23 protein-coding genes are annotated in these 24378 nt (G+C 62.2%); 14 read left to right on the top strand and 9 right to left on the bottom strand.

The features are described 5' to 3' along the window. Window positions 1-91: 91 nt before the first annotated feature. The 4 genes from AB5Y50_RS21095 (at window position 92) to AB5Y50_RS21080 (ending at window position 3785) form a co-directional block, all read left to right on the top strand. Complete coding sequence (locus AB5Y50_RS21095; RefSeq protein ID WP_029314822.1) at window positions 92-757, top strand: GntR family transcriptional regulator; 666 nt, start codon at window positions 92-94, stop codon at window positions 755-757. 33 nt (window positions 758-790) lie between these two features. Further along, window positions 791-2593: an aminopeptidase P family protein gene (locus AB5Y50_RS21090; RefSeq protein ID WP_045522080.1), complete on the top strand. Its 1803-nt coding sequence runs from the start codon at window positions 791-793 to the stop codon at window positions 2591-2593. A gap of 137 nt (window positions 2594-2730) precedes the next feature. Then, window positions 2731-3183 (top strand): N-acetyltransferase, encoded by a 453-nt coding sequence (locus AB5Y50_RS21085; RefSeq protein WP_102948904.1) that lies wholly within the window; start codon window positions 2731-2733, stop codon window positions 3181-3183. A 131-nt stretch (window positions 3184-3314) separates the two neighbouring features. Further along, the gene (locus AB5Y50_RS21080; protein WP_102948905.1) at window positions 3315-3785 is read left to right on the top strand and encodes a glycine zipper 2TM domain-containing protein; all 471 of its coding nucleotides are present in this window, start codon (window positions 3315-3317) and stop codon (window positions 3783-3785) included. A 77-nt stretch (window positions 3786-3862) separates the two neighbouring features. On the opposite strand, the gene AB5Y50_RS21075 is transcribed toward AB5Y50_RS21080, so the two are convergent. Continuing rightward, window positions 3863-4816, bottom strand: coding sequence for an inorganic triphosphatase (locus AB5Y50_RS21075; RefSeq protein WP_102948906.1), 954 nt, complete (start codon window positions 4814-4816; stop codon window positions 3863-3865). A 169-nt stretch (window positions 4817-4985) separates the two neighbouring features. Here AB5Y50_RS21075 and AB5Y50_RS21070 point away from each other — a divergent pair, with 169 nt between their 5' ends. Together AB5Y50_RS21070 and AB5Y50_RS21065 are read left to right on the top strand one after the other, a co-directional pair. Next, window positions 4986-5666: a TIGR00153 family protein gene (locus AB5Y50_RS21070; protein ID WP_010675736.1), complete on the top strand. Its 681-nt coding sequence runs from the start codon at window positions 4986-4988 to the stop codon at window positions 5664-5666. A 25-nt stretch (window positions 5667-5691) separates the two neighbouring features. Next, on the top strand, window positions 5692-6957 hold the full coding sequence (locus AB5Y50_RS21065; RefSeq protein WP_010675737.1) for an inorganic phosphate transporter: 1266 nt from the start codon (window positions 5692-5694) through the stop codon (window positions 6955-6957). 101 nt (window positions 6958-7058) lie between these two features. Here the strand turns inward: AB5Y50_RS21065 and AB5Y50_RS21060 are convergent, their stop codons facing one another. Then, window positions 7059-8297: a multifunctional CCA addition/repair protein gene (locus AB5Y50_RS21060; RefSeq protein WP_042864904.1), complete on the bottom strand. Its 1239-nt coding sequence runs from the start codon at window positions 8295-8297 to the stop codon at window positions 7059-7061. 229 nt (window positions 8298-8526) lie between these two features. Between AB5Y50_RS21060 and AB5Y50_RS21055 the strand changes: the two genes are divergently transcribed. From AB5Y50_RS21055 to mltC, 5 genes are all read left to right on the top strand, one after another. Next, complete coding sequence (locus AB5Y50_RS21055) at window positions 8527-10170, top strand: ExeA family protein (RefSeq protein WP_010675739.1); 1644 nt, start codon at window positions 8527-8529, stop codon at window positions 10168-10170. Next, window positions 10170-10853, top strand: coding sequence for a GspB family T2SS assembly factor variant ExeB (exeB, locus tag AB5Y50_RS21050; RefSeq protein ID WP_102948908.1), 684 nt, complete (start codon window positions 10170-10172; stop codon window positions 10851-10853). Before AB5Y50_RS21055 ends, exeB begins: the two co-directional genes overlap by 1 nt. 167 nt (window positions 10854-11020) lie before the next feature. Further along, window positions 11021-12106, top strand: coding sequence for an A/G-specific adenine glycosylase (gene mutY / locus AB5Y50_RS21045; protein ID WP_042014850.1), 1086 nt, complete (start codon window positions 11021-11023; stop codon window positions 12104-12106). Next, window positions 12103-12375 (top strand): oxidative damage protection protein, encoded by a 273-nt coding sequence (locus tag AB5Y50_RS21040; protein WP_010675742.1) that lies wholly within the window; start codon window positions 12103-12105, stop codon window positions 12373-12375. Before mutY ends, AB5Y50_RS21040 begins: the two co-directional genes overlap by 4 nt. Window positions 12376-12494: 119 nt before the next feature. Further along, complete coding sequence (gene mltC / locus AB5Y50_RS21035; protein WP_041211728.1) at window positions 12495-13598, top strand: membrane-bound lytic murein transglycosylase MltC; 1104 nt, start codon at window positions 12495-12497, stop codon at window positions 13596-13598. 57 nt (window positions 13599-13655) lie between these two features. Here mltC and AB5Y50_RS21030 read toward each other — a convergent pair whose 3' ends face one another. Beyond that, window positions 13656-14036: a YgiW/YdeI family stress tolerance OB fold protein gene (locus AB5Y50_RS21030; RefSeq protein ID WP_039040598.1), complete on the bottom strand. Its 381-nt coding sequence runs from the start codon at window positions 14034-14036 to the stop codon at window positions 13656-13658. A 234-nt stretch (window positions 14037-14270) separates the two neighbouring features. On the opposite strand from AB5Y50_RS21030, the gene AB5Y50_RS21025 reads away from it, so the two are divergent. Next, window positions 14271-15278: an SGNH/GDSL hydrolase family protein gene (locus AB5Y50_RS21025; protein WP_041211862.1), complete on the top strand. Its 1008-nt coding sequence runs from the start codon at window positions 14271-14273 to the stop codon at window positions 15276-15278. Window positions 15279-15556: 278 nt separating this feature from the next. After that, complete coding sequence (gene ompA, locus AB5Y50_RS21020) at window positions 15557-16588, top strand: porin OmpA (RefSeq protein ID WP_049636118.1); 1032 nt, start codon at window positions 15557-15559, stop codon at window positions 16586-16588. A 55-nt stretch (window positions 16589-16643) separates the two neighbouring features. Here ompA and AB5Y50_RS21015 read toward each other — a convergent pair whose 3' ends face one another. Genes AB5Y50_RS21015 through AB5Y50_RS21005 form a run of 3 tightly spaced genes read right to left on the bottom strand, consistent with a single transcriptional unit; the run spans window position 16644 to window position 20123 of the window. Then, window positions 16644-17213 carry a membrane integrity-associated transporter subunit PqiC gene (locus tag AB5Y50_RS21015; protein ID WP_010675747.1) on the bottom strand — a complete coding sequence of 190 codons (570 nt, stop codon included), beginning with the start codon at window positions 17211-17213 and terminating at the stop codon, window positions 16644-16646. Continuing rightward, window positions 17213-18859 (bottom strand): intermembrane transport protein PqiB, encoded by a 1647-nt coding sequence (gene pqiB, locus AB5Y50_RS21010; RefSeq protein ID WP_049636119.1) that lies wholly within the window; start codon window positions 18857-18859, stop codon window positions 17213-17215. Before pqiB ends, AB5Y50_RS21015 begins: the two co-directional genes overlap by 1 nt. After that, the gene (locus tag AB5Y50_RS21005) at window positions 18852-20123 is read right to left on the bottom strand and encodes a paraquat-inducible protein A (RefSeq protein ID WP_049636120.1); all 1272 of its coding nucleotides are present in this window, start codon (window positions 20121-20123) and stop codon (window positions 18852-18854) included. Before AB5Y50_RS21005 ends, pqiB begins: the two co-directional genes overlap by 8 nt. Before the next feature lie 176 nt (window positions 20124-20299). Here AB5Y50_RS21005 and hfq point away from each other — a divergent pair, with 176 nt between their 5' ends. After that, window positions 20300-20659: an RNA chaperone Hfq gene (gene hfq, locus AB5Y50_RS21000; RefSeq protein ID WP_039040603.1), complete on the top strand. Its 360-nt coding sequence runs from the start codon at window positions 20300-20302 to the stop codon at window positions 20657-20659. A gap of 136 nt (window positions 20660-20795) precedes the next feature. Here hfq and AB5Y50_RS20995 read toward each other — a convergent pair whose 3' ends face one another. The 3 genes from AB5Y50_RS20995 to dapA all read right to left on the bottom strand — a co-directional run bounded on the left by AB5Y50_RS20995 (window position 20796) and on the right by dapA (window position 24183). Next, window positions 20796-21386 carry an HAD family phosphatase gene (locus AB5Y50_RS20995; RefSeq protein ID WP_226044733.1) on the bottom strand — a complete coding sequence of 197 codons (591 nt, stop codon included), beginning with the start codon at window positions 21384-21386 and terminating at the stop codon, window positions 20796-20798. Window positions 21387-21568: 182 nt separating this feature from the next. Next, entirely contained in the window at window positions 21569-23215 is a 1647-nt protein-coding gene (locus AB5Y50_RS20990) for a diguanylate cyclase (RefSeq protein ID WP_041211732.1), read from the bottom strand. 95 nt (window positions 23216-23310) lie between these two features. Next, complete coding sequence (gene dapA, locus AB5Y50_RS20985; protein ID WP_039040606.1) at window positions 23311-24183, bottom strand: 4-hydroxy-tetrahydrodipicolinate synthase; 873 nt, start codon at window positions 24181-24183, stop codon at window positions 23311-23313. Window positions 24184-24378 lie beyond the last annotated feature (195 nt).

The raw sequence follows: 24378 nt of genomic DNA, 5'->3' as shown, positions 1-24378 counted from the left end.
CCCGCCAAGCCTTGCCTTGACGGCCCTTGCGCGTTAGATTCAGCCAAACTTTATACAATATACAATTTTGCAACCTGCCCGTGACCCCAGCATGACCCCACCTTACAAGACCCGAACCCAGATGGTGATGGAGAACCTCCGCGGCCGGATATTGCGTGGCGAGTTTGCTGCGGGCGCCCCCCTGCGCCAGGACGCCATCGCCAAGGAGCTGGCGGTGAGCCGCATCCCGGTGCGGGAAGCCCTGATGCAACTGGAAGCCCAGGGGCTGGTGAAGTTCGAGGCCCATCGCGGCGCCGTGGTGACCATGCTGGATGCCTCGGCCATCGAGGAGCTCTTTTATTTGCGGGCACTGCTCGAAGCCGATACCCTGTTCCACGCCGTCGACCTGATGACGGAGGAGACCTTCGCCCAGGCGCAAGCCATCCTCGCCCAGTTTGATCTGGCGCTGGAGTCTGGCACCCAGATCGAACACTGGGCCGAGTTGAATCACCGCTTTCACGCCACCCTCTACCAGGCAGCCAATCGCCCCCAGGCACTGGAACTGATCGCCCAGATCAATCTGAGCTGCGACCGCTATGTGCGTTTCGAACTGCTGTTCGCCCAGGGCGGCGTGGACAAGGCCGAGCGGGAGCACGCCCGACTCCTTGAACTGTGCCGCGCCCGGCGCAAGCACGAAGCAGTGGTACTGCTCAAGCAACACATCGAGGCGGCAGGCCAATCGATCAGACAGATCCTGGCAAGCGGCCACCATCAATGAACACTCACATCACCACAAGCTGGCAATAACGACATGAACCATTTCGAGATTATTGAAACCCGCGTCGCCCAGGTCAGGGCCACACTGGCCACGCTGGAGCTGGACGCCTTCATCGTTCCCCACGACGACGAGCATCTGGGGGAGTACATTCCCGCCTATGCCGAGCGGCTGGACTGGATCACGGGTTTCAACGGCTCCGCCGGGCTCGCCATCATCATGGCGCATCGGGCGGCCCTGTTCATCGACGGTCGTTATACAGTGCAGGCGCGCATGCAGGCGCCGGCCGAGCTGTTCGAGTTTCTCCACCTCAATGAAGACCCCCACGTGCAGTGGCTGGCGGAGCAGTTGCCCTCAGGCTCCCGGGTCGGTTTCGATGCCCGCCTGCACAGCCTGGCCTGGTATCAGAACGCCAACGCCGTACTGGCCGATCACGGCATTGAGCTGGTGCGCATCGACGAGAACCCCATCGATCTGCACTGGAGCGATCGTCCCGCTCCGACCAAGAGCCCTGTCATCCTCTACAGCGAGGAGCTGGCGGGCCAGTCCAGCCAGGCCAAGCGCGAAATGCTGGCCAGCGATCTGCGCAAGCGCGGGCTGGATGCGGTGCTGCTGACCCAGGCCGAACCCATCAACTGGCTGCTCAACCTGCGTGGTCGCGACGTGGAACGCCTGCCGGTGGTGCTGGGCTTTGCGGTGCTCTACGCCAACACCACCATGGATTTCTTCGTCGATACCGACAAGATCGACTGCTTCGCCTTCAGTCAGCACGTGGGGCAGGATGTCTCCGTCTACCCCATCGACAAGCTGGGTGACGTGTTGCAGCGCATCGGCGAGGATCAGCAGAAGGTGCTGGCCGACCCCAACACCGCCAACGCCTGGACCCAGCTCGTGATGGAAGAGGCGGGCGCCATTCTGGTGGCCGGCCAGGATCCCACCATGCTGCCCAAGGCGTGCAAGAACCCCGTGGAGCTGGCCGGTATGCGTGCCGCCCACCTGCGCGACGGCGTTGCCGTCACCCGCTTCCTGGCCTGGCTGGATCGCCTGATCGCCAGCGGCGAGTTCGACGGTGTGGACGAAGGTACCCTGGCCGACCAGCTGGAAGCCTTCCGCCACGAGCAGGAGCACTATGTGGAGCCGAGCTTCGACACCATCTCGGCACTCGGCCCCAACGCCGCCATGTGCCACTACCGCCACACCAACGGTACCCCGCGGGCCTTCGGCCAGGACAGCATCTATCTGGTGGACTCCGGCGCCCAGTACCTGGACGGCACCACCGACATCACCCGCACCGTCAAGGTGGGTGAGGTGACCGACGAGCACAGAGCCATGTTTACCCGGGTACTGCAGGGTCATATTGCCCTGGATCAGGCCCGCTTCCCCCGTGGCACTGCCGGCATCCAGCTCGACGTGCTGGCCCGCATGCCCCTGTGGCAAGCCGGTTACAACTACGACCATGGCACCGGACACGGGGTCGGCCACTTCCTCAGCGTGCACGAAGGCCCGCAGCGCATCGCCCCCAAGGGCAGCCTGGTGGCCCTGCAGCCGGGCATGGTGCTCTCCAACGAGCCGGGCTACTACCGGGAAGATGCCTTCGGCATCCGCTGTGAAAACCTGGTGGTGGTGACCGAACAGGAGGCCCGTGGCGAGCTGCCGATGCTGGGCTTCGAGCGACTGACCTATGTGCCGTTCGACATCCGCCTCATCGATCGCAGCCTGCTGAGTCCGGCGGAGTTCCGCTGGATCAACGAATACCATGCGGAGGTCTACCGCCGTCTGAGTCCGCTGCTGGAGGGCGAGGATCTCGCCTGGCTGGAGCAGGCGACCAGCCTCCTCTGATGACACAGGGCCTGCGGGCCCTGTTTCTTTATCTGCGGCATGCCACAAATGCCCCCCTTGCATCGACTCCCCGCCCCTTCTACCCTGTGCCTCCTTTTTGGCTGCCCCGCAGCAGAGACCCGATGAGAGGAGCCCCGATGCACTCGTCCCCCGTATTGCGCCTTGCCACCCACGCCGACATGCACGCCATCTGGCAGATAGATGCCGATGTCTTCGGCGAGGATGTCTACCCCGGTTTCTTCTTTCGCCAGGCCATGGATCTGTGGCCCGAACTGCTGGTCGTCGCGGAGCGGGAAGGCCGGCTGCTGGGCTATGCCCTGGGGGGGCTTGGTCAGGATCGGTCGCAGGGCTGGCTGCTCTCCCTCGCGGTGCGCCCCGAAGCGCGCGGCTTCGGCCTGGCCGAGCAAATGATATTGCAGGTGGAGCAGGGACTGCTGAAACTGGAAGTTGAGCGGGTCAGACTGACCGTTGATCCCGCCAATCCGGCCCAGCGCCTCTACTTCAGGCTGGGTTATCAGCAGTTGGCAGAAGAGAGAGGCTACTTCGGGCCAGGCGAGGATCGCCTGCTGCTGGAAAAAGCCCTGACCTGACCATCCGTCACTGGCACGGGTGCCTTCCGGCCACATAATTGGTTACACTTTGCGGGTTTAATGCGCAATCTGGTTGGCGTAAAGTGCAATTCATCACCAGATTAATCCGATGCCAGCCCAGGAGGCCCATCATGTTCAAACGTATTGCTCTCGTCACCCTGCTGGCGGCCACCACCGCCATCACCGGCTGTGCCAACAGCGACGTCTACTCCGGCGATGTCTACACCAAGGATCGCGCCAAGCAGGTACAGACCGTCAACTATGGCACCATCCTCTCCACCCGCCCCGTCAAGATCCAGGCCGATGAGAACTCCCTGATCGGCACCATTGGCGGCGCCGTGGTCGGCGGCCTGCTCGGCAGCACCATAGGCGGCGGTCGTGGCAGTGACATCGCGGCAGCCGGTGGCGCCATCGCGGGTGCGGCGGCCGGCAAGGCGGCAGGGGACAAACTCAACCAGGTTGACGGGGTCGAGCTCGAGATCAAGAAAGAGAACGGCGAATCCATCGTGGTGGTACAAAAGGCCAGCCCCACCTTTGTGCCTGGCGCCCGGGTCCGCATGACCCAGGGCAACGGCACGATCAACGTGGCCGTGGTGAACTGATAGCGCCGCTCAAGGTGCAACTGCCATAAAAAAGGTGAGCCCGGGCTCACCTTTTTGCGCTCTGCACTACAGAGGATTCACGCCCCCAGATGCAGCCAGGCCGCGATGGACAGCTGCAGGCCCACCAGGTCGGCATGGTGGAACAGGGCATGCAGTGATGCACGATCCCCGGCCACCTGCATCATCAGACGCTGTTGCGCCTGCAGGTCGGCCAGCCAGGAGGGGGGCACCGTCAGCGTGCCTGCCGCCTCGGCGACCAGGGATATCCCCTCAAGCAGGGCATGCAGCGCCCGTTGTTGTTCGCCAGCATCGCCACTCTCGAGCCAGAGCTGCTCATGATGCTGCCAGTGCTGCATACCCAGGGTAATGCTGGTCTTCTGATCTTTGCCCTCAATCCCTTGCAGGGGCTGCACGGCCAGTGGCTTGCCAAGCCCAGCCAACCTGTATCCGCGCTGCGCCTTGGACTGGGCACCCAGCCGCAATCCTCCCAGCGCCGCCAGCTTGCTCGCCAGGGTGAACAGGGCGCGGGCATCGCCGGATTTCAGCTCCAGCTCCAGCTCGTCGATCCCGGTACGCCCCAGGGCACCGGCAATCTCCCCCTGATCCCAGGCCAGCTCGATCTCGGCATCTCCGAATGCGATCAGCCAGTGGCGGCGCAGGAAATCGGTGCTGAACTGGGCCACCAGACGGCTCTGGAGTTCATCGCGCACCGCCAGACTCGGCCAGATATCGGCAGGAAAGGCAGACAGGGTCGGAATGGTGCCCTCCACCGGGGCGTTGTACTCGGGTCTGGCGTGCAATCCGCCCACGACCTGCCCCCGGCACTTGATGGTCTGCTCGGAAAAATCATCGCTGCGACGAATGCGCAACCCCATCTCGAGCCCACGCAAACCCAGATCGGGCGTGTCGAAATAGACGTTGCCAAGAGCGGCTTGACTGGAAGAAATAATCTCTAGTGAATTCAGAAGGTTGGAGAGGGATTCTTGAATATTGCTGGTGACGAAAAACTTTATCTCGATCTCAGTTTGCATAGTCATTCCGGGCTGGCGGGCAACTTTGGGGGGCATGTTCAGGGTCGCGAGGATATAATGCCAGCGACAGTTCACGATTAATTCACGGTTTTATTGATGGCACAGTTCGGTTACCATGCGCCCCTCATAAAATCGTATCGAGTGTTTTTTCACCGACACAGGTTTGGCCATGCCAGTAAATACTATTTTGGGTCTTTTTGCCAAGTCCCCCATCAAGCCGCTGCAGAAGCATATCGTCAAGGTTCACGTGTGCTGCGAACAGCTCATTCCCTTCTTTGATGCCGTTGCCGAAGACCGCTGGGAAGATGCCGAGAAGATCCGGCAACAGATCGCCCAGCTGGAAAAAGAAGCGGACATCCTCAAGCGCGAAATCCGCTTGAAACTCCCCCGCGGCCTGTTCCTGCCGGTCGCCCGTACCGATCTGCTGGAGCTCTTGACCCAGCAGGACAAGATTGCCAACCGTGCCAAGGATATTTCCGGCCGCATGCTTGGCCGCAAGATGGAATTCCCCACCGAGATGCGCGCCGATTTCATGGCCTATCTCAAACGCTGTATCGATGCGACCGCCCAAGCCGAAAAAGCCATCGGAGAACTCGATGAGCTGCTCGAAACCGGCTTTAAAGGACGTGAAGTTGAAATGGTTGCCGAGATGATCCACCAGTTGGATCTCATCGAGGACGATACTGACACCATGCAGATCGGACTGCGCCAACAGCTGCAAGCCGTTGAGCACAAATACAATCCGATCGACGTTATGTTCCTCTACAAGATCCTCGAATGGGTAGGTGACCTGGCTGATCAGGCAGAGCGCGTTGGCGCCCGTCTGGAATTGATGCTGGCTCGTTCGTAATCGACTGACTGGGTAAACACTACTAATGGACATTATCGCAAATTACGGCACCACCCTGGTGCTCGTGGCGGCCTTGTTCGGCTTTTTGATGGCCTGGGGCATTGGTGCGAACGACGTCGCCAACGCCATGGGCACATCGGTCGGCACCAAGTCCCTGACCATCCGTCAGGCGATCATCATCGCCATGATCTTTGAATTTGCCGGTGCCTATCTGGCCGGTGGCGAAGTGACGGCCACCATCCGCAGCGGCATCATCGACAGCAACGCCTTTGCCGACACGCCGGATCTGCTGGTGCTCGGCATGATCGCCTCCCTGCTGGCTGCGGGTCTGTGGCTGATCCTGGCCTCCTATTTCGGCTGGCCCGTCTCCACCACCCACTCCATCATCGGCGCCATCGTGGGCTTCGCCGTGGTGAGCATCGGTCCGGAAGCGGTACAGTGGAACAAGTTTGGCGGCATCGTCGGCTCTTGGATCATCACGCCGGCCATCTCGGGCATCATCGCCTACTTCATGTTCATCAGCGTGCAGAAGCTCATCTTCAACACGGACAACCCCCTGGACAACGCCAAGCGCTATGTCCCCTTCTACATGTTCCTGACGTCCCTGGTCATCTGCCTGGTCACCATCAAGAAGGGGCTGACCCACGTCGGTCTGCACCTGAGCAATGGCGAGGGCGTCCTGCTCTCCGTCGCCATCTCCATCGCGGTGGCGTTTGCCGGCTGGATCTATATCCGCGGCCAGCAGTACAACCCGAAAGATGACAGCAAGATGCACTTCGCCAACGTGGAGAAGGTGTTCGGCATCCTGATGATCATCACCGCCTGTGCCATGGCCTTCGCCCACGGCTCCAACGACGTGGCCAACGCCATCGGTCCGCTCTCTGCAGTCGCCTCCATCGTGGCGGCCGGCGGCGAGATCGGCGGCAGCTCCCACATCGCCTGGTGGATCCTGCCCCTTGGCGGCATCGGCATCGTCATCGGTCTGGCCACCATGGGCGAGAAGGTGATGGCGACCGTCGGCACCGGCATCACCCACCTGACCCCGAGCCGTGGCTTCGCCGCCCAGCTGGCCACCGCCGCCACCGTGGTGATCGCCTCCGGCACCGGTCTGCCCATCTCCACCACCCAGACCCTGGTCGGTGCCGTCATGGGCGTCGGTCTGGCACGGGGTATCGCGGCCCTGAACCTGGGCGTGCTGCGCAACATCGTGGTCTCCTGGGTCATCACCCTGCCCGCGGGCGCCATCCTGGCCATCGCCATCTTCTACGTGCTGCAGGCCTGCTTCTCCTGAGCAGCCCACGCCGCACGACAAAAAGCCCGGGTCATTGACCCGGGCTTTTTTATGCTTCGCCCATATTACGCCGTCGATTGAGCGTCGATCGGCTGCGGCGTTTACTCCTCGATGAAGGTCCACTCGTCGCGCACCCGGCTGATGGCATCAAGCCGCCGCTTGGCAAGCTGCTCGCGGATTGCCTCCCCTTTGAAGCCGGCCGCCACTATCTCCTTGACCGGCACAGCCTGCGCCGCCTCCAGGGCCTGAGCGACATAGTCCGGCTGACTGTAGACCTTCTCTTCGAAGCCGGTACGACCGTGGAAGTCGGCGCGACAGGCATCGAGCAGCTGGGCAAAGCGCTCCGGTCTGCGCCAGGCATCGGCCTTGTCGAATACCTTGAGCAGGGTCGCGGGCTTGAGCTCGAAGGCAATGTGGATATGGGTGTGCAGGTCGCTCACCAGCAGGGCCAGATCGCGACACTCGTTCGGCACCCGGAAGCGCTCGCAAAAATCCCGAATGAGCGGCAACCCCTTCTGACCATGGCCGTGATGGCTCGGCCAGAAGGCGGGCGGAGTCAGCCCCTTGCCAAAGTCGTGGCAGAGGGACGCGAAGCGCACGGTCAATTCGGGGGAGAGACGACATGCCTGCGCCAGCACCATCATGGTATGGATGCCGGTGTCGATCTCCGGGTGCCATCTGGCAGGTGCCGGCACACCGAACAGGGCATCGAGCTCGGGGAAGAGCGCCTTGAGTGCGCCGCATTCGCGCAGCACCTCGAAGAAGATCTGGGGTGTCGACCCCAGCAGCACTTTTTCCAGCTCCTTCCAGACCCGCTCCGGGGTCAGATGGGCCAGCTCTCCAGCCTCCGTCATCTCGCGCATCAGCCCCAGCGTCTCGGGGGCCACCACGAACCCCTGGGCATGGAAACGGGCGGCGAAGCGCGCCACCCGCAGGATGCGCAGAGGATCCTCGGCAAAGGCCGGCGAGACATGGCGCAGCAACCGCGCCTCCAGATCCTGCACGCCGCCGTAGGGATCGTGCAGTTGCCCATCCTCATCTTCGGCGATGGCGTTGATGGTGAGATCCCGGCGCAGCAGATCCTGCTCCAGCGTCACCTCGGGGGCGGCATGGCAGACGAAGCCGGTGTAACCCTGCCCCTGCTTGCGCTCGGTGCGCGCCAGGGCGTACTCCTGCTGGGTTTTGGGGTGAAGAAAGACCGGAAAGTCTCGGCCCACCTGGGTGAATCCGAGACCCAGCATCTGCTCCACCGTGGCGCCGACCACCAGGTGATCCCTATCACCCTGGGGCAATCCCAACAGGCGATCCCGCACCGCCCCTCCGACCAGATAAATCTGCACGCGCACTCTCCCTCGATAAACTTGCCCCGATGATACCGCTTTTGGCCAAGAGAGACGATGTGCACCCGTCGCACCAGGCTCGCCATCACTCAGCCGGGCGGCAGCTTCCCGTCATCGTCCCGGGCGACTCAGCCCGTGGTTCGCGCCAGCTCCCCTTATGGTATCCGGGTCTTTGACATCCCTTTTGGGAGGCTTTAACCTGCCGCCCATAACAATGGAATGGATCCTTATGTACACACAGTTCTTCGGTCTGTCGGAGCCCCCGTTCTCCATCTCGCCCAACCCCAAATACCTCTATATGAGCGAGCGTCACGGGGAGGCCCTCGCCCACCTCAACTACGGGTTGCAGGACGGTGGCGGCTTCGTGCTGCTGACCGGGGAAGTGGGTACGGGAAAGACCACCGTCTCCCGCTGTCTGCTGCAGCAATTGCCCGCCGACACCGAGATCGCTTACATCCTCAATCCCTCTCTGACCGAGCGGGATCTGCTGGCCGCCATCTGCGACGAATTCCAGTTGCCCTACGGCGAAGAGGCCAGCCTCAAGCAATTGTTCGACCTTATCCGGGATCATCTGCTGGCGAATCTGGCGGCAGGCAAGCGCAGCGTGGTGCTGGTGGATGAAGCCCAGCACCTGCTGCCCGGCGTGCTGGAGCAGTTGCGACTGCTCACCAATCTGGAGACAGACGAGAAGAAACTGCTGCAGGTGGTGCTCATCGGCCAGCCCGAGCTGCAACAGATGCTGCGCCAGCCCCTGTTGCGCCAGCTGGCGCAGCGGATCACCGCCCGCTATCACCTGCTGCCGCTGTCGCGCCAGGATGTGGATGCCTATGTCCGCTTCCGGTTGCAGGTGGCAGGCTGCGTCCAGCCCATCTTCACCCCCAGGGCCATCCAGACCCTGCATCGCCTCTCCGGGGGCATTCCCCGTCTCATCAACCTCATCTGCGACCGCGCCCTCATCGCCGCCTTCGCCCGTGGCAGCCACAAGATAGTGCACGGGGACATCAGCCAGTCCGCGTATGAGGTGAGCGGCATTCGCGACGAGGGAAGCTGGCAATCCGGCCTCACGGTCGCCCTGGTGGGCGCCCTGCTGGTCGCCACCGGCTGGTGGGGCTGGCAATTCTTCGGATTCTTCCCAGCCCGCCCCCTGGTCAAGGTCGAGGTACCGGTCAAGGTGGATGACACGCCGGAGCAGCAAGCCCAGCTGACCCGCGCCATCAATCAGGCGCTGGAGCCGGACGTCGCCATGCAGAATCTCTACAAGGTATGGGGCTACCAGGCCGAGCTGGAGGAGGCAACCTGCGACAACGCCCCCCGTGCGGGCCTGCGCTGCCAGGAGGGAGAAGCCTCCCTGGCGCAATTGCAGGCGCTGCAATACCCGGCCCTCATCAGTCTCACCGACGAGACCGGCGGCCTCTATTACGCCACCCTGGTCAGCCTGGGGGCGGACAAGGCTTCCCTGCTCATCGGCAACCAGAGCTGGCAGGTGGACAGGCAGTGGCTCTCCGACGCCTGGGGCGGCAGCTACACCCTGCTCTGGCGCATGCCCAGGGGCAACGTGCCCCTGATAGCGAGCAATGCCGGGGCTGCCCAGGTGCAGTGGCTGGACAACGCCCTTAGCCGCGCCATGCAGCAACCCGATCGCAAGGTGAGCCGCTTCGATGCCACCCTCAAGAACAAGCTGCAACAGTTCCAGCGCGAGCAGGGACTGACCCCGGACGGCATCGCCGGCAGCAACACCCTGCTGCGGCTGAATGTGGCCTCCGGCGAACCCATGCCCAGGCTGGAGGATGAATCCCTGCGAGCCAGCACGCCGGTCGATCTCGACAGCGTGGCAGATGATGAGACGGATCCCATGGTCGAGGAGGCCTCCTGATGTCCACCCTGCTCAAGGCCCTGCGCCGGGCCGACCAGCCCCAGTTCACCCCCCATATGCCGCTCATGGGTCTGCCCGTGAGCCAGGAAGAGGAGCCCAACCGCCGCTGGATCTGGTGGGCCCTGGTGCCCCTGGCCCTGGTGATGGGCGCCGCCGCCAACTATGGCTGGCACCTCTATCACCTCAAACCCGTGGAACAGCAGGTCGAAGTGAAGGAAGTGGTGACTCCCCCCTTCGTGCGGGTCGAACCCAGGCCCATGATCACCCGGCCGCTGCCGCCCCCCCTGCCGGAGCCCGTGGTCGCTCCAAGACCTGCCGCAACCCCGGCTGCGACTACCGCAAACCAGGGGGGACAGAGTCTGGCAGAACGGCTGATGGCCGCCCTCAACAACACGCCGCTGGTGGAAGAGAGTGCGCCACAGGCTCAGGTCCAGACCAGTGCCATCCCCCTCGGCGCCCTGGCTCCGGCCCTGAAACAGCAGGTGCCGTCCCTGACCTATGGTGCCCACAACTACTCCTCCGACCCGGCCAAGCGGGCCGTCGTGCTCAATGGACGGGAGTGGCACGAGGGCAATGAAATAGCCCCCGGCGTCATCCTGGCAGCCATCGCCCAGGACTACATCGTCCTGCAGGTCGGCGGCCAGTATGCCAGCCTCAAGGCGCTGCAAGACTGGCGCGGCTGATCTGCCGGCATCCGGTGGCCCTCCCCCGGGAGGGTCTGCGCCCATTCTGAGGGAGCCCGAGAGCTCCCCTTTTTAATCAATAACCTACACTCGACCATTGCCATGCGCCGGGTCGGGGATCGCCCTCCTGATGGCGGGCGGACTTATCATCAGAACATGAGCACACTGTGAGCCACTCAGACAACACCACCTTCGCCACCCGCATTCTGGACTGGTACCAGATCCACGGCCGCAAGACCCTGCCCTGGCAGCAGGACAAAACCCCCTACCGGGTCTGGGTCTCCGAGATCATGCTGCAACAGACCCAGGTTGCCACTGTCATCCCCTATTACGAGCGGTTCATGGCCCGCTTCCCCGACGTGCTGGCCCTGGCCAACGCCCCCATCGACGAGGTGCTGCATCACTGGACCGGGCTTGGCTACTACGCGCGCGCCCGCAACCTGCACAAGGCTGCCCAGCAGATCCGCGATCTGCACGGCGGCCTCTTTCCGGAACAACTGGAAGAGGTGATGGCCCTGCCCGGCATCGGTCGCTCCACCGCCGGGGCCGTGCTCTCCCTCTCTCTGGGCCAGCCCCACGCCATCCTGGATGGCAACGTGAAGCGGGTACTCACCCGCTGGCTGGCGCTGGCGGGCTGGCCGGGCCAGAAGCAGGTCGAGCACGATCTCTGGGAGCTGGCGACCCGCCTCACCCCGCGCGTCGGGGTGGCCCAGTACAACCAGGCCATGATGGACATGGGGGCCACCGTCTGCACCCGCAGCAAGCCCGCCTGCGAGCGCTGCCCGGTGCAGGCCGATTGCCAGGGGCTGTCGCAGGGCAACCCCACCGCTTACCCTCACAGCAAGCCGAAGAAGAGCATTCCGGCACGCAACGGCATTATGCTGATCATCCGCCACGGCGATCAGCTGCTGCTGGAGAAGCGTCCGCCGCAAGGGATCTGGGGCGGGCTTTACTGCTTCCCGCAGGTGGAATCCCTCACAGAGGTGACCGGACGACTGCGGGAGTTGGGGCTGGAGGATGCCGCCTATCAGGAGCTCGCTGGATTTCGTCACACTTTCAGCCACTTCCACCTCGATATCCGCCCTTTGCTGATCGAAATGGCTGTTCCGCCCGCCCCCCTGCTCATGGAAGCGGATACCCGACTCTGGTATAACTTACGCCATCCTGCCGAGGTGGGATTGGCGGCGGCCACGGCCCGTCTGCTCGCCTACCCGGACTTACAACCAGACTTGCAACCACAGAGGTCAACATGAGCCGTACCGTATTTTGCCTGCGCCTGAAGAAAGAAGCGCCGGGTCTCGATTTCCAACTCTACCCCGGTGAACTCGGCAAGCGGATCTTCGACAACATCAGCAAGGAAGCCTGGACCGAGTGGCAGAAGAAGCAGGTCATGCTGATCAACGAGAAGAAGCTGAACATGATGAATCTCGAGCACCGCCAGTTGCTGGAAAAAGAGATGGTCAGCTATCTGTTCGACGCGGGTGAAGTCCAGATCGACGGCTACACCCCTCCCAGCCAGTGAGCGGGAATCGAGTCAAAGGGCCAGCGTCCCCCTGAGTCGTCAATATGCCGCAGGGTGACACCAATCCTGGCTCAGGCCAGTCAGTGACGGGCGGCCCCACCGCCCGGTTTGAGGATCTTATGGGTCGTTTTTTTGGGCTGCTGTGCGCCCTGCTGTTTCTCTCTGCCTGTTCATCCACACCCCAGACCAGCGGGGGTGGCGATGATGATCTGGTCAACGGCAAGGACGTGCGCGGTTTTGAACACATGATCAGTGCGCTCTCCCATAACGTGAACGAGATATGGGGGCGCGAGGCGCTGTTCGCGGGCAAGTTTGACTACGTCAAATACACGGATCAGTACAAGAGCCGCGCCCACATCGATTTCTCCAGCGGTCACATCATGGTGGAGACCGTCTCGGGTCTGGATCCCCGTGCCCACCTGCGTCGCGCCATCATCGAAACCCTGCTGACCCCGGACGATCCGGCAGAGGTCGACCTCTATTCGGACCGTGAGATCATGCCAGGTGGCGAGCCCTTCCTCTATGGCCAGGTGCTGGACAACCAGGGGCAAGCGATCCGCTCCAGCTGGCGTGCAGAGCGTTATGCCGACTATCTGATCGCCAACGCGATGAAGAAGCGCACCCTCGGGATCCGCAACATCTTCTTCATCGACATTCCCATGGTGGCCAACCACGAAGACAGGCGCGGCTACAAATACGCCAGCATCATCCGCGATGCCTCCCGCAAGTACGGGGTCGCCGAGAGTCTCATCTACGCGGTGATCAAGACCGAGAGCAGCTTCAACCCCTATGCGGTCAGCCACGCCAACGCCTATGGTCTGATGCAGGTGATCCCGGCTACCGCTGGGCGGGATGTCTATGTGAGGGTCAAGGGCAAGGATGGCCAGCCGACCAGGGAAGATCTGTTCAATCCGGCCTACAACATCGATGTGGGGACCGCCTACCTGCACCTGCTGCAGACCGTCTATCTGGCGGATATCCAGGATCCCCAGTCCCGCCGCTATGCGGTGATCTCCGCCTACAACGGTGGTGCGGGAGGGGTGCTCAACACCTTCTCCAACGATCGCAAGGCGGCCCCCGGCATGATCAACCGCCTCTCCCCCGAGGCCGTCTATCAGGTACTGACCGAACAACATCCCAAGGCAGAGGCTCGCCGCTATCTCTACAAGGTCAATCAGGCCGAGAAGGGGTTCAAGCGAACCGTCGCAAGCCGGGCTGGCTGATGGCATGCAAGAAGGGCGCTCCCGGAGCGCCCTTCTCATTTACTGTGGCCTGAAAGCTTACTTGGCGATAAAGCCGCCCTTGCTCAGGGGCGCTGCCCCCACCTTCTCCAGGTGTTCCACCTCGACTTCGGTCTTGTTCCAGCTGTGGTCCACCTCGCCGCGCACGCGGATCAGATCGTCAGGCCCCACCTCGGTACCGCGCCACACGTCACCGTCCACCTCCACTTCCACCTCGCCGCTGTCGTCACGGAACAGGTAGTTTTCGCCACCCAGGTGTTTGACCAGCTTGCCTTCCAGGGTCACCCACTGATCATCGGCCACGTCTTTCAACTGGGCGACCGATACCTTGTTCTGCTCCTTGGGGCCGGTGTAGGCCGCCATGGCGAAGGAAGAGACGGACATCAGGGCCACCAGGGCGATTGCTTTTGCGTTGTTCATTTCATGCTCCTGTCTTTGCGGTATGAGGGCATCTTGCCCGGGGGCGCGTGAAACAAACGTGAAGCCTCCCCATTCAGGGAGGAGTGATGTGATCGCAAGCGATTAAATGGCCACGGCATGCTGCAAATATGTATTCGAGTGGATACCTTCTCACCTGGCCATGCGGGTTCCCAGCCCGCCGCCATCGAGGAACAGCCCGCAGGCCCGCCCTGCCCCATCCATGAGAACAGCTACATGAACAAATGGCTTTTGTGTTTATTGGGTCTCTTCGCCCTCACGGCCCATGCCGCCGAGACGCGTCCCCCCTTCTCCCGCATCGTGATGTTCGGCGACAGCCTCTCCGATACCGGCAAGATGTACGACAAGATGCGCGGTTACCTCCCCTCCAGCCCGCCTTACCATCAGGGCCGCTTCTCCAACGGCCCGGTCTGGCTGGAGCAGCTCACCCAGCACTTCCCGGGCCTCGCCATCGCCAACGAGGCGGAAGGGGGCGCCACTGCCGTGGCCTACAACAAGATCTCCTGGAACCCCAAGTATCAGGTCATCAACAACCTGGACTACGAGGTGACCCAGTTCCTGCAAAAGGATGGCTTCAAGCCCGACGATCTGGTGATCCTCTGGGTCGGTGCCAACGACTACCTGGCCTATGGCTGGAACACCGAGCAGGATGCCAAGCGGGTGCGCGACGCCATCAGCGATGCGGCCAACCGCATGGTATTGAACGGTGCCAAGCAGATCTTGCTGTTCAACCTGCCGGATCTGGGCCAGAACCCCTCGGCCCGCAGCCAGAAAGTGGTCGAGGCAGCCAGCCATGTCTCCGCCTACCACAACCAGCTGCTGCTGAATCTGGCACGCCAGTTGGCTCCCACCGGCATGGTGAAATTGTTCGAGATCGACAAGCAGTTCGCCGAGATGCTGCGCGAGCCACAGAACTTCGGCCTGAGCGACACCGAACACGCCTGCTATGGCGGCGGCTATGTGTGGAAGCCCTTTGCCTCCCGCAGCGCCGCCACCGACAGTCGACTGGCCCCCTTCAATCCCGAGGAGCGCCTTGCCATCGCCGGCAACCCTCTGCTGGCTCAGGCCGTCGCAACGCCCATGGCGCGCCGCAGTGCGGGCGAGCTGAACTGTGAAGGCAAGATGTTCTGGGACCAGGTCCACCCCACCACAGTGGTACACGCCGCCCTGAGCGAGCGGGCTGCCGCCTTCATCGAACAGGAGTACGAATTCCTCCCTCGATAACGGAGGCCATCCTGCCAGGGCTGGCGCTTCGCCGGCCCTCTTGCCGACAAGGGCAAGCAATCCATATGACACCCATCACAGATTCGAGTCACGGTTCCCCGGCGGTCTTCTGTCTCCACTATGATGCAGATGGATATCACAATATGTTTTATATCAGTTGCTTGTAGATCGAGAAAAGCGAGCTACGTTTAAACGTGTTGTGGTCGAACACAGGCCCAACCCACGAGGCGAGGCGACATGAATTCGCGCTCCCCACACACAAGATTGCAGAGGCATCTATGAACAAAACACTGATTACCTTGCTGGTTTCAGGCTTGCTTGCGGCCAACGCCCAGGCAGCCGGACAAGACAACACCTGGTATGGCGGTGCCAAACTGGGTTGGTCCAACTTCTACGGTGTCGATGAGAGCAATTCCATCGCCATCACCGACAAAGACGACGATGAAGTCGGCGCCGGTGCCTTCGCCGGTTACCAGATCAACCAGAATCTGGGTGTCGAACTGGGTTATGACTACCTTGGCAAGCTCAAGTACAGCGGCACCCGCAATGGCGCGGCCTTCAATGACTCCGTGCAAGCCCAGCTGGCCCAGCTCACGCTGAAACTGGGGTTCCCGGTTGCGGACAATCTGGACCTTTACGGCCGTGTCGGGGGCGGCTATGGCTGGACCGACAGCGATCAGCTGGAAAACGACAGCCGCTTCACCTTCGTCGGCGCGCTCGGTGCGGAGTATGCCCTGAGCCTGAATTGGGCAGCCCGCCTCGAATACCAGTACAGCACCCCGTATGGCAGCCGTGACGATACCGGCCTACGCATGGACAACGGCCTGCTCTCCCTGGCCGCCGTCTATCGCTTCGGTCAGGTTGCACCGGCTCTGCCGGTCGCTGCTCCCGCCCCCGCGCCCGAGCCCGTGATGGTCGACAAGCAGTTCACCTTGAGCTCGGACGTGCTGTTTGACTTCAACAAGGCCACCCTCAAGCCCCAGGCCGGGCAGGCGCTGGATACCCTCTACAGCCAGATTGAAGAGGCCAGGCCCAAAGACGGGTCGGCCACCGTCATCGGCTATACCGACCGCATCGGCTCCGAGGCCTACAACCAGAAGTTGTCCGAGCAGCGTGCCCGGACCGTGGCCGATTACCTGATTGGCAAGGGCCTGCCGGCCGGCAAGGTCAATGTGGAAGGGCGTGGCAAGCAGTCTCCCGTCACCGGCGACAGCTGCACCAGCAAATCCAAGCGCGAGCTGATCGTCTGCCTGGCCCCGGATCGCCGGGTAGAGGTCAAGGTACAGGGCGTCTCGGAAGTACAGCAATAACGACGACCCCAAACAAAACGGGAGGCCATGGCCTCCCGTCTTTTTTTATGCTTCCTCAGATGCGCGTGCGTACATCCGCCGCAATCTGATCGAGCAACAGTTGCCAGCCCTGTCCCAGCTCGTTCACCAGGGCGCCATACCCATCGGCAGGCAGCACCCGCTCCTGCTGGAAGGGAACATCTCTCAACACGACCCCCTCCTCCGTCAGCAGGCGCCAGCGACCGCTGAGCAGGGCGCGGCCGTCGTGCCGCCCCTGGAAACGCTCGACCGAGATGCTCAGCACAGGCCCCTTGCGGGCCCCGTCCTGACGCACCACCCAGCCAGGCAAGCGGCTGGAGAGGCCATTGAGGGTCAACTGGTTCAACTGGGCATCGAGGGAACCTGCCCAGCGATGGTACTCGGCAAAGTGCAACTCCTTGCCCTCCAGCTGATAGACCAGGCTCATCCGGTCAAGCTGACCGGACAGGGCGACGGGGCGCAGCACCAACTGGTGCTGCGGCTGCGCCGTGGTGACACTCGACGGCGCCGTGTCAGCATCCAGCGAATAGTAATGCAGCGTCGTCGGCGCACTGCCACATCCCGCCAGCAGGCCCAGCAAGGCCAGCGTCAACATCCGTTTTTTCATCATTTTCCTCGCTTGGGCTCGGGATCCCGCGGACGAGCGCGGTCAAAGATCAGCGAACTCGGCTGCTCGTTCAGTGAATGGACCAGAGGTTGCAACTCACTCATCAGCTGGTTGAGTGATTGCACCGACTGACGCAGCTCCTGATTGGTCTGGGAACCGGCATCATAGGTCTGCAACGTCTCCTGCAACTGCTTGAGGCTCTGGTTGAGGGAGGCCGGCAACTGCTGGGTCGACTGCTGACCGGTAAACTGCTCCAGATTCGCACTCACGGCACTGACATGCTTGAGCGTCTTGTCCAGTGTCATCAGGGTGCTGTTGACCTGAGTGAGGGTGGTGGCCATGTCCATGTCGACGAACTTGTCGAGGATGAGGTTCACCTTGCGTTCGATCTGATCCAGACCGGCCTGGGCAGTCGGGAAGACCTGATAGCCCGCCATCTTGAGCGGCTGATAGACAGGCGCATCCGGATAGAAGTTCAGATCGATCACCTTGCCCCCCGTCAGCAGGCTGGCGGTCTTGAGGCTAGCCCTCAGCCCTTCCTTGAACTGCTTGTTGAACAGGGCCCGCCACTGCTCCTTCTCCGCATTGGCATAACGGTGGGAGAGACGCTGCACCTCGATGCGCGCCAGCACCGGGATCTGCCGGCTCTTGAATAGCTGGACGCCCTTGTCGTCGATGAGATAGGGAGCCGAGATGACGGTACCGACCCGGATGCCGCGATACTGTACCGCCGCGCCGGGATGCAGCCCGCCCACGTCATTGTCGAACAGGAAGACATAGTCGATGAACTGATCCAGGCTACCGGCCAGCACGCTCTCCTCGTCCTTGAACAGCACGAACTCGTCGTTCTGTTTCACCGGCTCCCCCGGCAACCAGCCGGGAGGCAGCCCCATGGTGATGCCGCCGTTGATCAGGCTCTCCAGCGAGTCCATCTTCACCTTCATCCCCTCGCTGCTCATGGAGACCTCGAAGCCGGGCGTCAACCAGAACCGGGAGTTGCTGCTCACCAGGACGTCATAAGGCGCGTTGATGAAGAGCTGGTACTGCATCTCGCTCTTCTCGGGCAGGAATTTGGCCTCTTCGACCTGACCGATGGTGAATCCCTGATAGCTGATGGGGGAACCCGCGCCCAGCGCGTTGGCATCCCGGCTGGACAGGGATAGCCGCAATCCCCTGGCATCCAGGGATGTCAAGGGCGGCCTGTCCAGCATGGCGTATTCGCTTCGCGCCCTGCCCTTCTTGCCGGGAGAAAGCTCGATATAGGCACCGGAGAGCAAGGTGCCAAGACCGGAAACGCCCTCACGCCCGACCCTGGGCTTGACCACCCAGAACTGGCTGTCTTTCTTGAGCATGCCGGCGGCGGCATTGGTCAGGCGAGCCTTGAGCACGGCATGGCTATAGTCCTCGCTGAGCTCCACCGTCTCGATACGGCCCACCTCCACTTCACGAGAACGGATCACCGTCTTGCCCGCCACTATGCCCTCGGCGGTCGCCACCGTCAGGGTGAAGCTCGGCCCTTGTGAATACCAGTGCTGGAACAGCATCCAGGCGCCGATGAAGAGGGCCAGCAAGGGCACCATCCAGATAGCGGCAGCCGAACTCATGAAATCAGAGCCCGGTTTCCACCTTGTCTTACGCTCACTCACGTTCGCGTTCTCCTTGTTGTAAATCCCAGATCAGGCGGGAATCAAAACTCATGGCAGCCACCATGGTGACCAGTACGACCCCGGCAAAGGCGACGGCCGCAGGGCCAGGGTAGATGGTCATCAGATTGTCGAGCCGGATGAGACCGGCCAGGATGGCCACCACGAAGACGTCGATCATCGACCAGCGCCCCACAAATTCGGTCATGCGATAGAGTTTGAGCTTGCCGAGGGGAGATGCCCCCTGGCCGCGCTGCACCACGTAGCAGAGCCACAGCAGCGCCAGGATCTTCACCAGCGGCACCACCACGCTCGCGAAGAAGATGACGGCGGCAATGGGGTAGGAGCCCATGGCCCACAGCAGCACCACCCCGCCCATGATGGTCGAGGGGCTGTCATCCCCCAGGAACACGGTGTCCATGATGGGATACAGGTTGGCTGGGATATAGAGGATCACCGAAGTGATCAGCAGGGCCCAGGTGCGGTTCAGACCACCCGGCTTGCGGCTGTGCAGGTGATCCCCGCAGCGAACGCAACTATGGGCATCCTGCTCGTTCAGGGCGCCGCAGATGTGACAGCCCACCAGACCGCACGACAGGGCGCTCTCCTCGGGATCCAGCTCCCTCGCCGCCGTCGGGCCGAACAGCCGCTGCCACAGCCACATCCGATCCAGGGAGGAGATCATCTTGATGAGCAGCAGGGTGTAGCCAACGAAGGCCCAGAACGACAGTCCCATCTTGATGTCGGCCATCCCCATCAGCTTCACCAGAGAGATGAGCACGCCGATGAGGAAGACGTCCACCATCAGCCAGGGCTTGATCCGGCACAGCAGGCGGCCAAGGGAGCGCAGGGCCTTGCTGTGCAGATCCTTGTCCAGGCGCCACAGCACCAGCATGATGGAACCGATATAGACCAGCGGCAACCCGATCAGGGTAATGCTCAGCACGGCCCCGAGGAACAGGTAGCCTTGGTCCACCAGGGTGGTGATGCACTGCAGGAAGGTCATCTCCTGCCCCACCCCCTTGGCCGAGAACGACATGAAGGTAAAGGCGTTGGAGAGCACGAACATGATGATGGCCGCAAAGCCATAGGCGATAGGCCTGCGCTCCTGCTCAGGCAGATGACGAGTCAGGGTATGGCCGCAGCGCGGACAACTGCTCGTCTCCCCCACGGCCAGCTCGGTGGCCGGCACCAGCAGATCACACTCTTCGCAGGCGGTCGCGTCATGGGTATAGGTGGGTGGATGTTGGTGTGAAACCGGATGCAAGATAAGACCCCAGCATGAGGCCCGCCACGGGGCCAGAGCCGCCAATTATTGCAGCAGCGGCCCCTGCCGACCAGCCCTGTCGTTGTCCATCCTGCCCGGGTGTGAGAATGACTTTGACAAGGCAGTGCCCATTTAGCACAATCAAACGCCACTTTTTTTCCGCGGGACAATAATTTATGACAACTGAATCCCCAAGCTACTCCACTATCGAGCAGGCCTTCTCCCTCGGGAACGGGCAAGATTCTGCCCTCAACTGGTTGCGCAAAAACCGTAGCCAGGTCGCCATCTTCCTGGTGAGCGGCATCAAGCTGGAGGGGACCATCAGCGGTTTTGACCAGTACAGCGTGCTGTTGACCGATGCCCATGGCAATCAGCAACTGGTCTACAAGGCCAAGATTTCCACCATTGCCATGCACTCCGGCCGTCCTGCCGTCAGCATCCAGCGAGCCCGCAAGCCACGGGTTTCCATGGCGCCGCGCCCCCATGGCGCCCCCAGCCGTTATGACGACAACCAGGGTGGCGGCAGCGAGCAGTAAATCTCGCCCCCGCCCATCCTGACGGTGTCGCTGCGTCAGCCAGTGACATCTGCTCCCCACTCTCATGTTTCGCCTGTCCCGTATGAGAGTGGGGCTTCTCTCCCGAGCCGGTTGTTGACCCGCTCGTCTTCGTCACTCAGTAGGTCAACCCGACCGGTTTTCCCTCTCTGACCATGCAAACCTGCATGCCGGCCGCTTCACCGGCCTGTGCGCCTATGCCCGTATCCTCGAACACCAGACATTGACCGGGCTCGACCCCCAGGCGTCGCGCCACCAGCAGGAAGGTGTCTGGATGGGGTTTGTGCAGCTCCACGTCGTCGGCGGTGACCATCACGGGGAAATACCGATCCAGCCCTGTGTTGCGCAGCACCGCTTCGGCATTGATACGGGGAGAACCTGTCCCTATGCCCATGGGGATCCGGCCGTGATAGCGTTCCACCAGATCCAGCATGGCCGGGAAGGGGGTGGCCTTGTGCAGGTTGGCGACATAGTGTTCGGTCTTGCAGCGTGTCACCACCAGGGGATCCAGCGCGATCTGCTGCACTTCGGCCACCAGCAGGGCTATCTTGCGGCTGGGCATGCCTCCCAGCTCATAAAACCAGTCGGCGTCGAACCGAAAGCCAAACTCGCGGGCGGTGTGCTCCCAGGCGGCCAGGTGCAAGGGCATGGAGTCCACCAGAGTGCCGTCGAGGTCGAAAACCAGGCCTTGAAATCCGGATAGGGTCATGGTGCAGGATCTGTCTGTGAAAAATGGGCCCCCATTCTAGCCAGAGCGCGGGCGCATCGCCATGCGCCAGATGGCGAGAAACGCTTGCCACCTCATTTATACAGAGCTGCGTGGATCTGAAAGCACACACGTATACAGATCAGCATGGATCTGATGCCGGGCAGGCAGCCCCCACGCAGGTGTCAGCGATAGGCCAGGGTACAGGCCCGCCCTTGGGATTTGGCGTGATAGAGTGCCTGATCCGCCTGCTCGGTCAGGGTTTGCCACTCCTTGTCCGATGACGGGACCAGATAGCTGAACCCGATGCTGACGGTGAGTGTCGCCGCCACCCGGGAGGCCGGATGGGGAATCTGCAAGGCGTCAAGGCCGTGGTGGATCTGCTCCGCCAGCCGCTCCGCCTCTCCCGGCTGCGGTGAACACAGCAGGATGACAAACTCCTCCCCCCCATAGCGGGCCACCAGGTTGGTACGCCGCCGCTCGGTATCCTGCAGCAGTGCCGCCACCCGCTGCAGGCACTGATCCCCCTTGCCGTGGCCGAAGTGATCGTTGTAGGACTTGAACTCGTCCACATCGATCATCAGCACCGCCAGCACGCCCTGATGGCGGCGAGCCCGCTCCCACTCCCGTTCCATGGTGATGTCCCATTGGCGGCGGTTGGCGATGCCAGTCAGGGGATCTTCCAAAGACAGCAGAGAGAGGCGCCGGTTGGCCTCCTCCAGCGCCCGGTTGGTATCGGCCAGTTGCCGGGTCCGCTCCTGCACCCTCAGCTCCAGCTCCCGATTGAAGCGCTCAAGCTTCTCCTGGGTGCGCTGGCGGATCAGCAACTGGGAGAGCACGGCGGCATACTGCTTGAAGATCTCGCTCTGATACGCCTTGAGGGGGCGCCGCCAGAGCAGGTTGTCGGCGGCGATCCAGCCGATGGGGGTACTCCCGTCCCAGAGCGACACCATGGCGTTCCAGCCGCGACCCACCTCCTGCTTCTCGTAATAGAGAGGCGTGTCCTCCAGCACCAGGACATAGTCCTTACGACGCAGCGCCTCCTGCACTGTGGGGTGATCCGGAATGGGGCTGATGAAATGGCGCTCGTCGATGAGCTCACCCGCCTCGTTGGTACCCCAGGTACCGTGCATGGTCTTGAATTCACTGTCAGTCAGGAAGATGGCGATGCGATCGAACTGCAACTCCTGGCGGGCCAGTGCCACCGCGTCGTGCAGCAGACGATCCTCGCTCTCGCAGCGGGAGAGCTTGACCCCCACCTGATGCAGCGCCTGCAGCATGCTGAGGAAGGAGTCCTGCAGGGCCTGGCTGCGCACGAGGTCTGCCTGGGTGTGGAGCCGCTGATCCCGCTCCAGATCCACCTGTCCCGCGAGTCGCCGACTCTCGAGCTCGGCGGCGAGATAATGCATGAGCAGCTGGATGCTCTGTTGCTGGCGTCTTGGCAGGCGATCGAGACGACGGCGGGTTTCCAGATAGACCACGGCCTCCAGCCCTTTGTGACGCTTGAGGGGGAAGCTGGCACGCAGGCGCGGGATCTCGGGTTCTACGCTCTCCCGCTCCCAGATGGCACGGGTCGGCGCGATGGGCTCCACCAGCAACTGGCCGAGCGCAAGGGAACGTTCGATGAAGAGGATGGGCAATTCGAGGGAAGAGAGGATGTCGGCGCTCAGGCAGAGCAGACCCTGTTCCGGGCGATAGTGATAGAGCTGGGGCGTCGGAGCACGCAGCCACAGATAGATCTGTTCAGCCTCTGTTTTTTCCCTGACCGCAGACAAGGTCACTTCACAGAGATGTTCAAAACTGGTGAAGTGCTCCGGATCCCATTCTTCCATGCCAAATCATCCTTGGTTGTATCCAAGCGAGTATATCGGCAAAGCCCGGCCATTAATTGACCGGGCAATCAAAAGCGAGATCCAGAGCCCAGTTTTTACAACAGATTCAATGCCTGCATGGCACTGCGGATGCGCTCGCGGGTGGCCTCGGAGAGCGGCATCACCGGCAGACGGCACTCTTCGCTGCACAGACCCAGCAGAGAGACCGCATACTTGGCCCCTGCGGGGCTCGGCTCGGCGAACATGGCCTGGTGCAGCGGAATGAGCTTGTCCTGCAATTCGCGGGCAGCTTGCCACTCACCGGCCAGCGCCAGGTTCTGCACCTCGGCCACCAGCTTGGGGGCCACGTTGGCCGTCACCGAGATGCAACCCTGGCCACCACCGATGTTGTAGGCCACGGCGGTGGCATCTTCACCGGAGAGCCAGGCAAACGGCTTCTTGATGAGCTGGCGTTCAACCCAGGGGCGGGCCAGATCACCGGTGGCATCCTTCACGCCGGCAATGCGCGGCAACTCGGCCAGACGGGCCAGGGTCGCCGGCTGCACGTCAACGATGGCGCGGGGCGGAATGTTGTAGACGATGATGGGTTTGGTGGTGGCGTCGTGAACCGCCTTGAAGTGGTGGTAGAGCCCTTCCTGATTGGGGCGGTTGTAGTAACCCGCCACATGCAGGGTGGCATCCGCTCCCATCTGCTCGGCATAGCGGGTGTATTCAATGGCTTCAACCGGGTTGTTGGAGCCTGCACCTGCGATCACGGGAATGCGCCCGGCCACCAGCTTGACCACCAGCTCCACCACGCGGCAATGCTCATCGTGGGTCAGGGTCGGGCTCTCCCCGGTCGTGCCGACCGGCACTATGCCATGGGTTCCCTGCTCTATGTGCCACTCCACCAGGCGAGCCAGTGCGGCCTCGTCCAGCTGGCCCTGTCGAAATGGGGTGATCAGGGCAACTATCGAACCTTGAAACATGGGATTTCCTTCTCCTAAACAGATGGATTGGTCAATAAAAAGCCCCGGTACGGGAGTCGCTACCGGGGCTTGAATCGTCTCAGGGATGAGAGGTTACGCGCGCACGCCAGCAGGCCCGATTGTCAGGCTGTGTTTATGCTTTCGTTTCGATACGCATGACCGCATTGCATCATCTCTGGGTAAATAAGGCGTCTG

It is taken from the genome of Aeromonas sp. s6, from assembly GCF_040907815.1.
Classification (GTDB): Bacteria; Pseudomonadota; Gammaproteobacteria; order Enterobacterales; family Aeromonadaceae; genus Aeromonas; species Aeromonas caviae.
This window is presented reverse-complemented; position numbering and strand designations above follow the sequence as displayed.

What these genes read in the sequence shown, in the direction of transcription:
- AB5Y50_RS21095 (WP_029314822.1), top strand. Translation starts at nt 92, where the DNA reads ATGACCCCACCTTACAAGACCCGAACCCAGATGGTGATGGAGAACCTC.
- AB5Y50_RS21090 (WP_045522080.1), top strand. Translation starts at nt 791, where the DNA reads ATGAACCATTTCGAGATTATTGAAACCCGCGTCGCCCAGGTCAGGGCC.
- AB5Y50_RS21085 (WP_102948904.1), top strand. Translation starts at nt 2,731, where the DNA reads ATGCACTCGTCCCCCGTATTGCGCCTTGCCACCCACGCCGACATGCAC.
- AB5Y50_RS21080 (WP_102948905.1), top strand. Translation starts at nt 3,315, where the DNA reads ATGTTCAAACGTATTGCTCTCGTCACCCTGCTGGCGGCCACCACCGCC.
- AB5Y50_RS21075 (WP_102948906.1), bottom strand. Translation starts at nt 4,816, where the DNA reads ATGCAAACTGAGATCGAGATAAAGTTTTTCGTCACCAGCAATATTCAA.
- AB5Y50_RS21070 (WP_010675736.1), top strand. Translation starts at nt 4,986, where the DNA reads ATGCCAGTAAATACTATTTTGGGTCTTTTTGCCAAGTCCCCCATCAAG.
- AB5Y50_RS21065 (WP_010675737.1), top strand. Translation starts at nt 5,692, where the DNA reads ATGGACATTATCGCAAATTACGGCACCACCCTGGTGCTCGTGGCGGCC.
- AB5Y50_RS21055 (WP_010675739.1), top strand. Translation starts at nt 8,527, where the DNA reads ATGTACACACAGTTCTTCGGTCTGTCGGAGCCCCCGTTCTCCATCTCG.
- exeB (WP_102948908.1), top strand. Translation starts at nt 10,170, where the DNA reads ATGTCCACCCTGCTCAAGGCCCTGCGCCGGGCCGACCAGCCCCAGTTC.
- AB5Y50_RS21040 (WP_010675742.1), top strand. Translation starts at nt 12,103, where the DNA reads ATGAGCCGTACCGTATTTTGCCTGCGCCTGAAGAAAGAAGCGCCGGGT.
- mltC (WP_041211728.1), top strand. Translation starts at nt 12,495, where the DNA reads ATGGGTCGTTTTTTTGGGCTGCTGTGCGCCCTGCTGTTTCTCTCTGCC.
- AB5Y50_RS21030 (WP_039040598.1), bottom strand. Translation starts at nt 14,036, where the DNA reads ATGAACAACGCAAAAGCAATCGCCCTGGTGGCCCTGATGTCCGTCTCT.
- AB5Y50_RS21025 (WP_041211862.1), top strand. Translation starts at nt 14,271, where the DNA reads ATGAACAAATGGCTTTTGTGTTTATTGGGTCTCTTCGCCCTCACGGCC.
- ompA (WP_049636118.1), top strand. Translation starts at nt 15,557, where the DNA reads ATGAACAAAACACTGATTACCTTGCTGGTTTCAGGCTTGCTTGCGGCC.
- AB5Y50_RS21015 (WP_010675747.1), bottom strand. Translation starts at nt 17,213, where the DNA reads ATGAAAAAACGGATGTTGACGCTGGCCTTGCTGGGCCTGCTGGCGGGA.
- hfq (WP_039040603.1), top strand. Translation starts at nt 20,300, where the DNA reads ATGACAACTGAATCCCCAAGCTACTCCACTATCGAGCAGGCCTTCTCC.
- AB5Y50_RS20995 (WP_226044733.1), bottom strand. Translation starts at nt 21,386, where the DNA reads ATGACCCTATCCGGATTTCAAGGCCTGGTTTTCGACCTCGACGGCACT.
- AB5Y50_RS20990 (WP_041211732.1), bottom strand. Translation starts at nt 23,215, where the DNA reads ATGGAAGAATGGGATCCGGAGCACTTCACCAGTTTTGAACATCTCTGT.
- dapA (WP_039040606.1), bottom strand. Translation starts at nt 24,183, where the DNA reads ATGTTTCAAGGTTCGATAGTTGCCCTGATCACCCCATTTCGACAGGGC.